This window comes from Streptomyces albipurpureus (assembly GCF_023701525.1).
GTDB classification, from domain to species: Bacteria; Actinomycetota; Actinomycetes; order Streptomycetales; family Streptomycetaceae; genus Streptomyces; species Streptomyces albipurpureus.
Genome location: NZ_JAMQAW010000004.1, coordinates 71,468 through 85,248, shown reverse-complemented (window position 1 = coordinate 85,248; position 13,781 = coordinate 71,468). Strand labels below are relative to the sequence as shown.

Sequence of the window (13,781 nt, the reverse complement as noted above, 5' to 3'; positions counted from 1 at the left end):
TCACCAAGGACTTGGTGATGTCCGCGCGGGGCGAGTTGGGGTGGCTGGGCGGAGGCCTCACCCGGTCACCGGTGCCGCCTACCGGCCTCGGGCACGGCGCGAGCGGTGCTCGGCCGTGAGCCGTTCCAAGTCCGCTACGAGCGCGCTGGGGGCGGGGTGGGCCAGTGCCTCCCGCTGAAGCCGCTCGGCGGCCACGCGGAATGCGTCGTCCTCCAGTAGCCGCGTCAGGTACTCCCTGACCCGCGGTCCGGTGACCTCGTCCGGCCCGAGCGACAACCCGGCCCCGGTCTGCCGTAGCAGGACCCGCTTGCCAGGTGCGTCGGCGGAGTAGCCGATGACGAGGTGTGGAATCCCGTGCATCATCGCGCCGTTGAAGCTTCCCGCCCCACCGTGGTGGATTACGGCGGTGCAGGTGGGCAGGATCAGGTCCAACGGGACGAAGTCCACGATCCGGGTGTTCTCCGGAACGCTGTGGAGCTGTGCACGCAGTTCGCCCGGCACCGTGAGGACCAGCTCGATGTCGAGATCCGCCAGTGAATCCAGAGTCTCCTGCAACTCCTTGACCGACATGCCCGGCAGGTCGGCCCATTGCCGCGCAGAGATGCCGAACGTCATCAGGACGCGCGGCGCGCGGGGAGCCTCATTGATCCAGGACCGCACGACGGAGCGTTCGTTGTACGGCACATAGCGCAGGGAGAGCGTCCGCTCATGGGGCTCCAGGCGACACCGCTCGGGCAGGACATTGACCGCGAACTGGCCGGTGACCAGCTCCTCGGTGAAGTCACGCCCGTGCTTCCCCGCCCATTCCGCATACCAGGCACGCAGTGTGTCCCGGCGCTCGTGCGGTGGCTGCCGCTCCTGCGCGCGCAGGAAGTCGCGGCGCAACCGGAGGGTCACGTCGAGCCAGAACAGCAGCCGTCCATGCGCCGCCCCGACCGCGTCCGCGGCCACCGCACCGGCGTGGGTCATCACATCGCACAGCACAAGGTCGGGCTGCCAGGAGCGGCAGTGTGTCACCAGGTCCTCGACCAACTCGTCGTTCATGATCCATGTCCGCGGCACCACGAGGTTGTCGAGGAGCCAGGAGATGCCCTCCCAGGCGAGACCGTCCCGGTGCGCGTGCCCGAGCTCGTACAGGGAGTCGGGTGAGAAGGGCGGGGCCATCTCGAACTGCTCCGGGGCGTCATCCCCTCCCCGGATACTGCGGATGCGCTGTTCCAGAGACTCCTGCGGGCCTACGGGGACCGCTGTCAGCCCGGCTTCCGTGATGGTGTCGAGGAATCCCGGTTCGCTGGCCACCTGCACTTCGTGGCCTGCCGACCGGAGTGCCCAGGCAAGCGGCACCATTGGCTGGAGATGTGATTTGAATGGCACTGTCGCGAACAGAACTCGCAAGCGATTCACCCCCTGCCGGTCATGGGACCGGCGGCCGGCCTGGGCGCCGAAGACATCATGACGATCCTTCTGGATGCCCAGGAATCGAACAGGTCAAGAAAGCTCGCGCGGAATTTGCCCCGTGCGGCGGCAATACAAGCTGCGACAGGATCCGTTGAAGACGGCAGGAAGTACGGGCCCCGATCCCCGCTCGGTGAGCGGAGAATTCACTGAGCCTCCCCGGTCACGGTCGGGTCGCATGATCGGGCAGCAACAGGCGGTTGTCCGCGGCGAGGACTGCCCGTTGCATCCCGTGGAATACGCGGCCGGGCCCCGGCCTCAACTCGTCGTTGACGGGCACAGGCCTTCGAGAACATGGACTTCTCGACCCGTGACCTGTGTCGAGAACGGTGCCTGCCAATGCGTCATGTCCGATCCGGGCTGCCTTTGAGCAATTCCGTGAGCGTTCTGGGGCCGTACCCCGAAAGAGCCTGGGCCTACTCAACCGACTGGCCCAGGTGCCGGACCCCGATCCGCGGGGAGTGCGGCACACTCGGCCCGTCGTGGTCGCGCTGACCTCGTGCGAGGTCCTCGCTGGGGCGACATCACCGCCCTCGGTCGGCGAGTGGATCGCTGACGCCCCCATGCGTCCCTCCGGCAATGCCTCCGAGCGCGACCCGGTCCGCTGCGCCCGAAGCGGTGCCTGCCCACGGAGACGGCAGTTCGACGACTGTCGGCCCGTATCAACGGCGAAGCGTCGGACCAGGCAGTTGGCCGTGGGCCGGCGCGTCGGCAGCGGTGGTCGGCTGCCTGGGCTCGCGCTCGGACAGCAAGAGCCCGCGTGGCTCGGCCCGGGCCGAGCGCTGCAAGAAGCACCTGCCTGCCGCGCCGAACCAGTCCACCCCACCGAGCCACCCGGCTGATCCGCCGCCACTGGAAGACCGCAGCCCTCCACCACGACCAGGGGTGTCACACCGTCTTCTGCATCGCCCTTACGGGACCGCCGACGGCCGTCAGCTCCTGCCAAAGCAGCTCGTCCGGCGCCCGGCCTACTGCCTCCAGAAGGATCTGAGCAGCCCATGTCTCTATGTTGAGGCCGAGTCTGCTTGCCGTCGCCCGGCAGAACTCAAGACGGTCCGCCGGGACCAGGACCCTGAGCGAGACGGTGCCACCGGGTGCGGATGCGGCCGATTCTTCGACTTCCCTTCCCTTTTGCGGATCCCGGACGTCTGAACGCTCGCCTGGGTCCCGCCCGTTACCGACGGCACGTTCCTGCAGGCTCGCTTTCACCTCGCGGCGCAGCCGCTTGGCGGACCATCCGTATTCTTCCGCATTACGCAGCCAGAAGTCCTGCTCGGGCTCCGAAAGAGATGCCACCTCGGCATGGTGGGTAAAACTCAGGGCGTCCCGCCGACGAGAAATGGGAAAGCGCCGGGCGACCCACGCATGATTCCTCAGTGTTTGATAATCTAAGGAAGTAAGCTCTATCGCATCGCGGTACCTTCCGTTGAACGAAGCCTCGCCATACACAAGCCAGTCCCCCAGGCACCAGGTCGAGGCGGAAATCACATTGGATAGGTAGTTGCCGATTCCGACCCATTTCGCGAAGGCGATCCGCTTCGGCAGCAACAGTCCCGTCCTGGTGACAAAGGCCGAGGTTTCGACATGAGCGCGAGAATTTATCTCACGCTTGTCCGGGTTCGACGATTCATCTGCTTGAACTCGTACTGACTGATTCCCGGCCATGTCGTCTCCTTAGGCAGATTAGGTACACCACGGGCACCTGGAGAGTCGAGCAACTTGGAACTTAACATGCCCAACCTGAAGGGAATAGATACCCCTTCACCAGTTGGTGATATCTCCAGCAGGGCGCATGGTCCGGTGGGCACGATCGATAAGGAGGAAATCTCCTTCCCCGAAGACACCTACCTCCTAAAGGAACGGGCATGACGGAATACGTTCACGCTCAGGAGAAATGCCGATCGCCCGCTGGCCCGGCGGCCCCTTCGAGCCTCCGCCGGAACCGATCGAAGTACGACCGGGGCCGATTCCAGAGGCGGATCGGCTCGGTCGTCAACGGCGAAGCGACCGGCGACGGGTTGATGAGCGGCCGGTACCCGGATGCAGTGGTACCACCTCGCGGAGCTGGTGGCCACCGAGCCCACCGAACGCACCGAGCCCACCGACGACGTGCTCAGCGAACGTGCCGGCCCCGGTCGGTTCCGCGCCCTGCGCCTGACCGGCCCCACCCGTCCGAGGGAAACCGCCCGAGCCCGGAGAGCGCCGGCATACACGGGGTGACAGGGAACCGGATCACCAGGGCCGCAAGACCAGGAGGGCGTGCACCGTTCGGCGATGCGTGTCCGGCGCGCCTCAGCTCATGAGGCGGTCTTCGTACAGGACTTGAGGTCGGCAAGGACGTCACTCAGGTCCGCCAGCAGCGCGGCTTCCTCGCCCCTGAGGTAGAAGTGCCCACCAGTGAGCGCCAGGAGCCGGAAAGCGCCCCGGGTCAGTTCCGCCCAGCGGCGCATCTGCTCCGGGGTCACTTCGGAATCGTCGTCACCGGTATAGCCGTAGACCGGGCAGTCGAGCAGCGGGCGGGGGCCTCCGGGGAAGTCGTCCACCAGGCGGTAGTCCGCGCGGACCGCGGGGAGCACGATCTCCCGCAGGCCAGGGTCCTCGAAGACCACGGCACGGCTCGCGTCGAAGCTCACGACATGCGCGATGATCTCCTCGTCCGTGCCGGAGATCATCTGCCGGCCGGCCAGCGCATGTGTCGGCCGTCGGCCGGACACGCACAGGGCGGCCGGCGGGCGCCCCCGCTCCTGGAAGCGCAGCGCCACCTCGTGCGCCACCGTGGCGCCCATGCTGTGACCGAACAGCACCAGCCGATGCCGGGTCAGCTCGCCGAGCGCGTCGGCGATGTCGTCCGCGAGGGCCTCAAGACCGGACGGGAACGGATCGCTGAACCGGTCCTCCCGGCCCGGATACCGGACGGCGAGCACGCCGACGTCCGAGGGCAGTCCCCGAGCCCAGGTGCGGAAGGTACTTGCCCCGGCGCCGGCGGGCGCGAAGCAGATGAGCTTCGTGTCGCACCCGTCGTCATCGTGGTAACGGCGTACCCACTGCTCTTCCACCGGACTTCTCATCGAACAGGTCCCCCCTTTCTGCGGGCGTTCCACTGATATCGCCTCCGATCTCGGCGAGGATGGGGCCCTGGGCGTTCCGCTCCGCGCGCCGGGCGACGATCGAGTCGACGATCTCGCCGCTTCGCAGCGCGAGGTTCGACAGCAGCGAGGAGGTGAGGCCGTGGGTGTGTTCGGTACCGCCCTGAAGATAGATCCCGCACCGCATTGCGGGAGCCGTGACGATCCGGTAATCCCGCTCCACCCGATATCGGCCCGCCTCGTCGCGCAGACACAGCGGGTCGAGATCACCGAGCAGGCCCGCAGGCTCCATCGCGTCGTAGCCGGTCGCGCAGACCAGCGCATCGACGGTGAGTTCGCGTACTTCGCCGTCCGGCCCCTCCTGTAGGCAGACACGGGTCTCAGCACCGACACGCTTCACACCGGCGACCCGCGTGAGGTTGAGGAACTCCAGGCGCCTGACGCCCCGTACCTCGTCGTCGTACCACCTGCGGTAGAGGTCCCTGATCACGTCGTCGTCGACGACCGAGTAGTTCGTGTTGCGGTGGTACCGCCAAAACGCCTCCCGCGTCCGTTCGGTGCCGAAGTAGTAGGCGTCCACGGCGCTCGGATCGAAGACCTGGTTGGCGAAGGGGGAGTCGTCCGCGATGGAGTACCCGTAGGAGGGGACAACCGCGTGCACCTGGGCATGCGGAAGCTCGTCATACAGAAACCTGGTGATCTCGGCGGCACTCTGGCCGGCCCCGGCCACCGCCACCCGACGCAGCTCCCGGGGGTCCATCCGACGGTACCTCTCCAGAAACTCGGAGCTGTGCCACACCCGTTCATCCCGCTCGGTCCCCTCAGGCATGTTCGGGACCAGGCCCGTCGAGATCACGACGTTGCGAGCCTCGACCGTCCGGCCGCCCCGGCCGGTGGCCTCCGCCACCTCCAGCCGCAGATGCTCCGACCGCTCCCGAGCGCTGCCCGACGGCAACCGGATCGACCGGACCTCCGAACCGTACGCAACACGGTCGGCCACCCTTGCCTGCGCCCACTCCAGGTACTGATGGAACTCCTGACGCGTGGGAAAGAAGTCCTGATTGTTCACGAACTTGACGAGCCGCCCCGACGCATGCAGATATGCGATGAAACTGAAGCTCGACGTCGGATTACGGAACGTAGCCAGATCCTTGAGAAAGGAAACCTGCATGGTCGCCCACGGCAGCAACATGTTCCGATGCCAGCCGAAGGAAGCCTGACGCTCCAGAAAGAGGCTGCTGATCTCATTCCCCGCACCATTCGCCCGATACTCCTCCAAGGCGATGGCAAGCGACAGGTTGGACGGACCGAACCCAATGCCAACCACGTCGTAGATCTCGTGTTCACGATCACTCATGGAGAATTCTTCCGCTGGCATGTATGTGCGATGCGTTCGCATCGTCGGTCGATAGTATTCCACTCCCAGAATCAGCCGAGTCAGGGGCGAACTTGAGCCTCCATTCGGCACGCCGCTAACTTAGACCGGACACGATGAACCATTCAAGGGCTCCGGAACTCGGCCGACGTAGACCGATGAATCCGCGCATCTGTGCGGGTCCTGTATTCGTGTCCCGCTGGCGGGACACGAATACAGGTGCAGGGCCCCCGGGTGGACAAGGCCGTCACACCTATCGCACAGACCGGTGATGGTTCGCGTGGCGGACAATGTACGGAGGGACACCTCGGGGTTGGTGTCCGCCCTGATCAGACCGACCAGCCTGATCGCCCGCAGCGAGGTGCCACCGAGGTCGAAGAAGTCCTCGCCGAACGAGACCGGTCCCTTCGGGTACGTCCGCGAACGCCTCGGCCGGAACTCGTGCGGTGCCGTTGCACGGTGCCCGGTACCGCGCGTCGCCCACTCGGGCTCGGGCAGCGTATGCCCGGTTGGCTGGCTGCCAGGCCATCGGGATCGGACTGTTCACCGAGCGCACCCTGATGCCGGAGGGGTAGTCGGCGTAGCGCACCGGGAGCGGTTTCCCAAGCTGGCGCCCCTGCCCTGCCCTGACCTGCTCTGACCAAGGGGCCGTGTACGCCACCGTCAGGTCGTGCGGCAGCGGCCCCATGGGCTCACCGTCCACGGCGATGTGAGGCACCACCAGCACCAAGGTGTGCTGGCCCGGCCCGCAGCGGCCAGGGTCTCGCCGTCGGGTGGGCGGATCGAGGGGCACGCCGCAGCTGACTTCCGGGTGCCGGGGCCGGGGACGACCGTGTCGAGTCGATCGAGTAGTCGGGGCAGCCGCCGACCTTGGTAACTCGGCCGAGTGCGCGCGGCGAGGTGGTGCGCGAACCTGTTGGTTGTCCCTGGCGCCCAGTTCCGTGTAGGTCACCTGTTGTCCGTTGCAGAGGACGGCGTCGGGCCAGGGAGTACGGGGCCTCGTCGCTGACCCACGACATGGAAGCCGCCTTTCCCGTACTCAAAGGGATGCGTACCCGCTGTCACCGTCCCTGACAATCACGACGACTCTCGATGGAAAACAGAGCGACTCGACGGAGAAAGGTTCCAGAGCCGGGCAGTTCGTCGTTCGCCATTGTCCTGTCGACGGGACATCCGGAATCCACAGATAACCGGGAACGTCAATGCCGGCGTCGGGAAGACCAAGATCCGGCCCAAGGCAGCAGGGGGGTGGAATCGCGTAACTGTCGGCCGCCTTCCCGGATCTTCATCCCATCGGGGTTCTGTGCCAGCATGACCCAGAAGTGGCCCGTGAAGGGGTCTGCTCGAATTCAGGTTCAGCCACTCCAATCCCGCCGATGCGATCGCGAGCGCGTGCGGCACGACGGCGAAAAGCTCATCGACGAACCGACGGCTGGTGATCCATGGTCCTGAAGTCAGAATCCGAGTACGGAACAGCGCCGGACGACGACACCCGACGGTTGCTGTTGCACTACGCGCGGGTGGCGAGAGGCATCGAGGAAGAGACGTATCAGCTCCAGAAGCAGGGCGCGCTCGATCTCCGACCGTCCTGCCGGGGACAGCAGGCGGCGCGGGTGGCTCCGCACTCGCCGTGGACTCCTCCCCGACCGTCTCTGCCAGTTCCGCGAGCACGCGGTCGGTGATCGCCCTCGAACCGGGCAATTGCCGGGTGATCGCGTCCGGGTACGACCAGGTCGCGGACCGCGACGAGCCCGCGACGTTCGAGCGGCTCCGGGAATCGCTGATCACGCTCGCGGGCACGGATCTGGCGTGCGGTCCCCGGTGGGTCTCCCGTTCGGCGACCGCGCCCGGGTACCCCCAAGCGCCCGGGTGCTGCTGGCGGAGGACGCTGCGCCCATGCCCTACCCGGCAGGCAAGGGCTGAGCACGGGTGCGCTGAACGCGGTCGGCCTCGGCCGGAAGCCGACCTCGGTGGTGCGCGGCCCCGCGCCGGTGAGTCTGCTGGACGGCTGCCACGCCGAGCGCCGTCCCGTCGCGGGACGCGTGGCCCCACAACGCCCGTGCGCAGTCGGCCCTGGCGCGTCGCAGCGCCCAGACCAACGCGCTGAGTGACGTGCTCGGATCACTTGTCGTGCTCGACGACGTCGACCGGTACCCGTGCTCCATGATCACCTCGCTGGACATCCGGTATCCGGTCGACGGCGACCACCCGCCGGTGGGCAGCCGGGTTCCGGGGCTGACCTGAGGACGCCCGACGGCGCCAGCCGCGTGTACGAGTTGCCGCAGGCCGCCCGTCCGGTCCTGTGGCAGCGCCGCGGCGGCGACCGCCGGGGCTGGGCGATCGCATCGAGGCGCGCAGCGAGGGCGACCGCTGGCCCGTCCCAGAGGTCGGTGGGATCCCCGCTCCCGCCGCGTTCCTGATCCGCCCCGACCGCCACATCGCCTGGGCGGCCGACGCCGGTCGGCACGCCCGACAAGTCCGCGCTCCGGACCACACTTACCACCTGGTTCGGCCCCACCTCTTCGGGGTGAGGGCGACTCCCACTTCCACGGCCAGAACCGGTGCACGTACCAGTTCAAGGAGATCTCGATGTACGTCCCCAGCTTCTACCGTCCGCCCGACAGCTCGTGGATGATCGAGGTCGTCAAGAACAACCCCTTGGGGCTGCTGACGAGCAACGGTCCGTCGGGAGGTGTCCCGTTCGCCACTCATCTCCCGGCAATCCCGGAGTCGTTCGCGACGGGGTCGGCGGATCTGTCGGGCAGCGTTCTGCTGTGCCATCTCAACCGGCAGAACCCGCACTGGTCTGCCCTGCAGAGCGGCGACGCCGTGCTGCTCACGTTCACGGGCCCGCACGGATATGTGACACCAACCGTCTACGCGTACACACCGGCCGCGCCGACGTGGAACTTCACCTCGGTCCACGTACGCGGGACCACTGAGAAGATCGATTCGGCTGAGGAGACACTCGACGTGGTCATGGCCACGGTGAGCGTCTTCGAGAGCCGGTTCGGCAGTGACTGGGACATGACCGAGTCGATCGACTACTTCCGGAAGATCCTGCCCGGAGTCGGTGCCTTTCGTGTGCACGTGACCGGCGCCGACGGAATGTTCAAGTTGAGTCAGGAGCAGAGCAGCGAGGTCCGCGACCGCGTGCAACGCTCGTTCGACGGGCACCCCAGCCAGCACTGCCGCGCGGTTGCCGGGCTGATGAACCAACTTCCCTGAGCCCAGCGGCGCATGGGCCATCAGGGAGGAGGCTGCTGGCGGGGGAACGATCCGGCACCACCTGCCCGCCGCAGACGCGTCAGGTCCAGCAGCGGCATCCTCGCGGCCCTCCTGGTAGGGGTGCCTATCAGCGGCCTACTCCCCCTCGAAGATCGGAAACGCCCGTCGGAAGGGACCCGCAAGGTTCACCTGCGCAGCCCCCTCACACTGTCGCGACGACAGGATCCGCATCTGCACCCCCGTCCCTCTGACCTCCCGTTATATGAGGTCTGAGCGGCACACGAAGGGGCGTTCCTCGTCGTGGCCATCGCACATACTCGGCCGATGGACGGCTCCTGCGGCGGGTTGCCTTCGGTATCCACCTGACGTGCGGATCGGTCAGGGAACGCCTTCGTGCCTGGTGTCGTGCCGTGCCGTGCATCCAGGCCGGTGTCGGCCGTTCTCGTCTCCCCCTGAACCATCTCCGCTACTCGGTGTTCGCCCCTGCGCTACGGGGTCTGGTGCGTGCGCCGACGCGCTTCGGCCGAGAGCCGAGCCAGACGCAGCATGCCCCGGTCAGCACTGTGTCCGCGCCGCACTCCGGATCCGGGGCGGTCTCGCCGGTGCGGGTCCAGATGGCGAGGGCGTGGGCGGAGAGGGCTGGGGCTCTGACCGGGTGGGGCACCCACCGAGGCCCGGTGCCCCGCTGAACGGTGTGCCGACCATGACAGGCGCCTGCCACGGACACGGCTACCGCTACGGCTACGGCTACGGCTACGGCTACGGCTACGGCTACGGCTACGGCGGAACTCTGCCCGCGTTCGGAGGGCACCGTTGTGCCCGGAACCGGTGATGGTCCGCGTGCGGTCGTCGGGGGCCGGTGCCCTCTCCTCACGCACAACAAGTCTCCGTTTCCCGCTCTCTGATCTCGGAGCGGTATCGATCCGTTCGTCCGCCTGATGCGATAGGCACCGATCTGTTTATCTTGTCCATTCTTGAACAATCACGTTCCCCGGAGTCCGCTTTGGCCATGCCCACATACCCGCCGCCCGTAGGCCCTCCCACGCCCCCCAACCAGTTCAGCGGGAAGCAGAAGGCCACGCTCGGCTGTGGCGGGGCGCTCTTCTTGGCCCTGGTCATCGGGCTTATCGGGTCCGCTGTATCCCCTACCCCACGGACGGTCACCAAGTCGGTGCCGGGGCCTGCGGTCACCAAGTTGGTGACCGTGACCGTCACCCCGGAGGTCAAGGCGCCCGCGACGCCGACTCCGTCGAAGAAGCCGACACCGGTCGCTACCACGAAGGTCGCCGCGACACCGGCCGCGAAGGCGGTCACCACACCAGCTGCGACACCGACCCCGAGGAAGCCCGCGGCACCGACTCCGGTCGCGGAGATCAAGAGCCTGCCCAATCTGGTGGGGCAGCAGCTCCAGGCGGCGCAGGACGCGGCCCAGGCCGCGGGCTTCTATCTGCTCAGCTCGCACGACGCGACCGGCGCGGGCCGTATGCAACTGCTGGACCGGAACTGGAAGGTCTGCTCCCAGAGCCCCGCTCCTGGATCGGTCGATCCGTCCGAGACGGTCGACTTCGGAGCCGTCAAGATCGAGGAGTCCTGCCCGTGAGCAATCAGTACCCTCCCCATCCGTACGGACCGACTCCGCCGCCTGCTGCGGGAGGTGGCACCCCGCTCGATGGGAAGCGGAAGACCCTGTTCGGCTGTGGCGGCATGGTGGCCATCGCCGTCGTGCTCGCCGCGATCGTCGGGTCGTGCGCGCCCGACGAAGTGGTGAAGACCAAGGCCGTCCCCGGCCCCACGATCACGGTTACTCGCACCGTCACCGCCCCGCCGCCAGCGCCCCCGACAACGACTCCGGCAACGACTCCGGCAACAGCAACAGCAACAGCAACAACGGCACCGTCTCCCGTACGCGAGGAGACCAAGCCGAGCACCCCGAAGCCCAAGCCCAAGCCCAAGTCGACACCGAAGCCCAAGCCGACACCGGCGGCGGACGATTCCGGTGGCTCCACCAGCACGGGCGGGGGCGGCGCAGACGTGTACTACAAGAACTGCACGGCGGTCCGCGCCGCCGGTGCCGACCCCATCCGCAGGGGCGATCCCGGGTACGGCTCCCACCTCGACAGGGACGGCGATGGTGTCGCCTGCGAGTAGGGCCGGCATGGGCAGAAACACGCGGTGACCGACCGGTACGGGGAAAGTAGGGCTCGTGTCCCCCCGTACCGGTCAGTCGTCCGTGTTCTCCGGGCGTGCCAGGCATCAAGCCCGAACCCACGGTGCACTGTTGTGGACCACGAAGCGGTCTGGGCGTCGCTCCTCGTCATCACGGAGACTCATCCGTCGTCCAGTTGCGGTTGGATGGCAGGCGGTGCGTCCGGACCGCCTCGATCCACTGGCGGAGCCGATGCCTCCCGTCGTGGCATCAGACCCATCCCCGAGGAAGTCGAGCAACCGCGTCTGCGGGTCCGCATCGGCCGTGGAGGAGAACCGAGGCCGACCCGACGGCGTTCTCCCGCAGCTCAGCCCTCGTCATGGCCCCACCAGCATCGCCGCCTCACTCAGTCGTGCCACCTCGCCGATCGACACCGCCCTCACTCCTCCTGGCTGATCGTTCCCAGGGCCACGATGCGCTTCGCCTCCTCGATCGCGAACTCGAATCCGGCGTCCGGGTCACGCAACAGTCGTTCCGTGGCGATCGCGTGCTGACGCACCTGCGGGCCGGGGTCCGTCATCGCTGTGCGCAGGACCGGCGTGATCACCTCGCCGAGCGCGATGAGCGCCCGGCTGAGGCTCAACTGCGTCTCACGCTCGCCACGCCCGAGCTGTGTCGTCAACACCGCCGCCAACCCGGGTTTCCCGCCTTCGGGCACGAGGACGACCGCTGCCCGCCAGGCAGTCCGCGCCACCTCGTCGTCGGGATCGGTCAGAAGCGCCCGGGTGATCGACGGCCATGCCTGCCGATCCCCGATCTTGGACAAGGTGTGCAACGCCTGGCTTCGTGCCTGCGCACGATCCGAGCGGAGTTCATGGAGGAGCCCGGGGACCGTCATCGACGGTGAGTGGCGGGTGAGTGCCCAGGTGAGCATCTCACGCACGGAGAACTCGGGCTCGACAGCGCATCGTTCGATGAGCCTGTCGACGGATCGCGGGTCAGGGGTCGTGCCGAGCGCCAGCGCCGCCTGCAACCGCACCGACGGGTCGCTGTTCTCCAGGGCCTGGAGCGCCCGCATGGTGTTGGTGTCCTCTTTCGGCATGGTCATCGGGACCACCTCCTTGGTCACAGTGAAGACCTTGTCAACGTGTCAAGGTCAAGCGGGGCCACGCCGAGGGGCTGCCTGCTGCCCGCCGATCACCGAGTCCGGTGCTGGTCGGTAGACGGGACCTGTCTGACGGCATCAGGCTTGCGGTGGCGGTTCTCGGCGTGGCACGGGCCACCTGGTCGGCCTCCCTCATGACCGGGGCGGGGCTGCGGGGTGACCGGTCTCCTGGAGTGCCTGGCGAGTGCCGCGCCGCACGAGTGCGCTCCCGCGGCGGCGCTGGTGCACGGGATCAGTCCGTCAGCGATACCGCATGCTGCCCACGGTCTTGAGGGTCCGGGCGGCAAAGGACGCGAGCCGGGGACGGTCCGTGACGAAGCGATGGGCGGCGCGCACCGGCTCGCGGCTCAGCCGGTGCAGAGCGGCACCGGCCCCAGGGCGCGTCAGGGCACCCTCGTGCACGGTCAGCTCCCGGGTCTTGAGGGAGTCCTTGTAGCCCGCTTCCCCCCGGCCGAGGTCAATGAGTCCGATACCCGCGGCGGCAGCGGCCTCGACCATGCGCAGGTGGAGGACCAGGCCTGGCGAGAACTTGGCGAAGCACACGTCGTAGGCGGGGAACCAGCAGGACAGGACAGTGCGCGAGCGGAGGCCGAAGTGCGCGGCGACAGGGAGGTCGGCGGCGTAGAGCACCGACAGTACGCCCGAGCAGTCGGGGGCTTCGGTGTCGGCGAGGGTGCGTACCAGATGGGCGATCCACTTCTGGGCGAACCGGTCCCGGCGTCCGGTACGGCGGTACTGGGCGGACTTCCAAGCCATCAGGGTCTCCAGCACGGCCGGGTCCCGTTCGTCGAAGACGAATCTCAGCGGACCGACCTGGCGGTCCATACGGCGCGCTTGCGCCAGCGTCGACTTGAGGAACTTCCGGGAACGCTCGCGCAGCAGCCCTTCGTAGTGGGGGTAGCCGTCGGCGACATCGATGACCGGCGCAGCGAACCCCTCCGCTCCGGGGGCGATGAAGGCGTTCTGACCCGTTTCAAGGTTGTCGAACTCCCAGACGGACAGGGAGCAGGCGCGTAGCAGGCGCTGTGGGTCCAGCTCCAGGCCAGGTCGCAGGATCGCCCCCTGGCAGTCGGAGACGCCCATCCCGACCGCGCGGCCACGGCCCCATAGCCCTCGTTCGAAGGGGAAGAACCCGGCCTGCTCGCCGCCTTGGTACTGGACGGCGACCCTGGTGCCCGGCCGGACGAGCCCGACGGCGCGGGTGAACTCCGGCGCCATAAACGGATTGTCCGGTGACCCGGCGGTGGCGCGCAGCTCGCGCCAGGCACCGAGGGCTTCCGCCGTCAGCTCTGCCGGGTGAAGTACTTCGATGCGATCGCCACTCAT

14 protein-coding genes are annotated in these 13,781 nt (G+C 67.6%); 7 read left to right on the top strand and 7 right to left on the bottom strand.

From position 1 onward, the window contains the following. Positions 1 to 78: 78 nt before the first annotated feature. Both NBG84_RS04955 and NBG84_RS04950 read right to left on the bottom strand, forming a co-directional pair. Complete coding sequence (locus NBG84_RS04955) at positions 79 to 1,404, bottom strand: activator-dependent family glycosyltransferase (RefSeq protein WP_308312004.1); 1,326 nt, start codon at positions 1,402 to 1,404, stop codon at positions 79 to 81. A 939-nt stretch (positions 1,405 to 2,343) separates the two neighbouring features. Then, positions 2,344 to 3,120: an LmbU family transcriptional regulator gene (locus NBG84_RS04950; protein WP_250918027.1), complete on the bottom strand. Its 777-nt coding sequence runs from the start codon at positions 3,118 to 3,120 to the stop codon at positions 2,344 to 2,346. Positions 3,121 to 3,495: 375 nt separating this feature from the next. Between NBG84_RS04950 and NBG84_RS04945 the strand changes: the two genes are divergently transcribed. Continuing rightward, on the top strand, positions 3,496 to 3,675 hold the full coding sequence (locus NBG84_RS04945) for a hypothetical protein (RefSeq protein ID WP_250918026.1): 180 nt from the start codon (positions 3,496 to 3,498) through the stop codon (positions 3,673 to 3,675). 77 nt (positions 3,676 to 3,752) lie between these two features. Here the strand turns inward: NBG84_RS04945 and NBG84_RS04940 are convergent, their stop codons facing one another. The 3 genes from NBG84_RS04940 to NBG84_RS41470 all read right to left on the bottom strand — a co-directional run bounded on the left by NBG84_RS04940 (position 3,753) and on the right by NBG84_RS41470 (position 6,414). Next, positions 3,753 to 4,523: a thioesterase II family protein gene (locus tag NBG84_RS04940; RefSeq protein ID WP_250918025.1), complete on the bottom strand. Its 771-nt coding sequence runs from the start codon at positions 4,521 to 4,523 to the stop codon at positions 3,753 to 3,755. Further along, positions 4,477 to 5,898 (bottom strand): lysine N(6)-hydroxylase/L-ornithine N(5)-oxygenase family protein, encoded by a 1,422-nt coding sequence (locus tag NBG84_RS04935; RefSeq protein ID WP_250918024.1) that lies wholly within the window; start codon positions 5,896 to 5,898, stop codon positions 4,477 to 4,479. Before NBG84_RS04935 ends, NBG84_RS04940 begins: the two co-directional genes overlap by 47 nt. A 120-nt stretch (positions 5,899 to 6,018) precedes the next feature. Beyond that, a complete protein-coding gene (locus NBG84_RS41470; protein ID WP_425608571.1) occupies positions 6,019 to 6,414 on the bottom strand; it encodes an acyl carrier protein in 396 nt (131 codons plus the stop codon). 944 nt (positions 6,415 to 7,358) lie between these two features. On the opposite strand from NBG84_RS41470, the gene NBG84_RS04925 reads away from it, so the two are divergent. The 6 genes from NBG84_RS04925 to NBG84_RS04910 all read left to right on the top strand — a co-directional run bounded on the left by NBG84_RS04925 (position 7,359) and on the right by NBG84_RS04910 (position 11,292). Next, on the top strand, positions 7,359 to 7,598 hold the full coding sequence (locus tag NBG84_RS04925; protein ID WP_250918023.1) for a hypothetical protein: 240 nt from the start codon (positions 7,359 to 7,361) through the stop codon (positions 7,596 to 7,598). A 430-nt stretch (positions 7,599 to 8,028) separates the two neighbouring features. Then, positions 8,029 to 8,160, top strand: a complete 132-nt coding sequence (locus NBG84_RS40485) for a hypothetical protein (RefSeq protein WP_285366369.1) — start codon at positions 8,029 to 8,031, stop codon at positions 8,158 to 8,160. 345 nt (positions 8,161 to 8,505) lie between these two features. Then, positions 8,506 to 9,144 (top strand): FMN-binding negative transcriptional regulator, encoded by a 639-nt coding sequence (locus NBG84_RS04920; RefSeq protein WP_250918022.1) that lies wholly within the window; start codon positions 8,506 to 8,508, stop codon positions 9,142 to 9,144. Positions 9,145 to 9,847: 703 nt separating this feature from the next. After that, entirely contained in the window at positions 9,848 to 9,976 is a 129-nt protein-coding gene (locus NBG84_RS40480) for a hypothetical protein (protein WP_285366368.1), read from the top strand. Positions 9,977 to 10,153: 177 nt separating this feature from the next. After that, positions 10,154 to 10,744 (top strand): PASTA domain-containing protein, encoded by a 591-nt coding sequence (locus NBG84_RS04915; RefSeq protein WP_250918021.1) that lies wholly within the window; start codon positions 10,154 to 10,156, stop codon positions 10,742 to 10,744. Further along, positions 10,741 to 11,292 (top strand): excalibur calcium-binding domain-containing protein, encoded by a 552-nt coding sequence (locus NBG84_RS04910; RefSeq protein ID WP_250918020.1) that lies wholly within the window; start codon positions 10,741 to 10,743, stop codon positions 11,290 to 11,292. The genes NBG84_RS04915 and NBG84_RS04910 overlap by 4 nt, the downstream gene beginning before the upstream one ends. Before the next feature lie 437 nt (positions 11,293 to 11,729). On the opposite strand, the gene NBG84_RS04905 is transcribed toward NBG84_RS04910, so the two are convergent. Together NBG84_RS04905 and NBG84_RS04900 are read right to left on the bottom strand one after the other, a co-directional pair. Continuing rightward, complete coding sequence (locus NBG84_RS04905) at positions 11,730 to 12,398, bottom strand: HEAT repeat domain-containing protein (protein WP_250918019.1); 669 nt, start codon at positions 12,396 to 12,398, stop codon at positions 11,730 to 11,732. Positions 12,399 to 12,695: 297 nt separating this feature from the next. Further along, positions 12,696 to 13,781 (bottom strand): GNAT family N-acetyltransferase, encoded by a 1,086-nt coding sequence (locus NBG84_RS04900; RefSeq protein ID WP_250918018.1) that lies wholly within the window; start codon positions 13,779 to 13,781, stop codon positions 12,696 to 12,698.

Excerpts from the sequence above, each read along its gene's own strand:
- NBG84_RS04920 (WP_250918022.1), top strand. The coding sequence starts at position 8,506 with ATGTACGTCCCCAGCTTCTACCGTCCGCCCGACAGCTCGTGGATGATC.
- NBG84_RS04905 (WP_250918019.1), bottom strand. The coding sequence starts at position 12,398 with ATGACCATGCCGAAAGAGGACACCAACACCATGCGGGCGCTCCAGGCC.
- NBG84_RS04915 (WP_250918021.1), top strand. The coding sequence starts at position 10,154 with ATGCCCACATACCCGCCGCCCGTAGGCCCTCCCACGCCCCCCAACCAG.
- NBG84_RS04935 (WP_250918024.1), bottom strand. The coding sequence starts at position 5,898 with ATGAGTGATCGTGAACACGAGATCTACGACGTGGTTGGCATTGGGTTC.
- NBG84_RS04925 (WP_250918023.1), top strand. The coding sequence starts at position 7,359 with ATGGTCCTGAAGTCAGAATCCGAGTACGGAACAGCGCCGGACGACGAC.
- NBG84_RS04900 (WP_250918018.1), bottom strand. The coding sequence starts at position 13,781 with ATGAGTGGCGATCGCATCGAAGTACTTCACCCGGCAGAGCTGACGGCG.
- NBG84_RS04940 (WP_250918025.1), bottom strand. The coding sequence starts at position 4,523 with ATGAGAAGTCCGGTGGAAGAGCAGTGGGTACGCCGTTACCACGATGAC.
- NBG84_RS04950 (WP_250918027.1), bottom strand. The coding sequence starts at position 3,120 with ATGGCCGGGAATCAGTCAGTACGAGTTCAAGCAGATGAATCGTCGAAC.
- NBG84_RS40480 (WP_285366368.1), top strand. The coding sequence starts at position 9,848 with ATGACAGGCGCCTGCCACGGACACGGCTACCGCTACGGCTACGGCTAC.
- NBG84_RS04945 (WP_250918026.1), top strand. The coding sequence starts at position 3,496 with ATGCAGTGGTACCACCTCGCGGAGCTGGTGGCCACCGAGCCCACCGAA.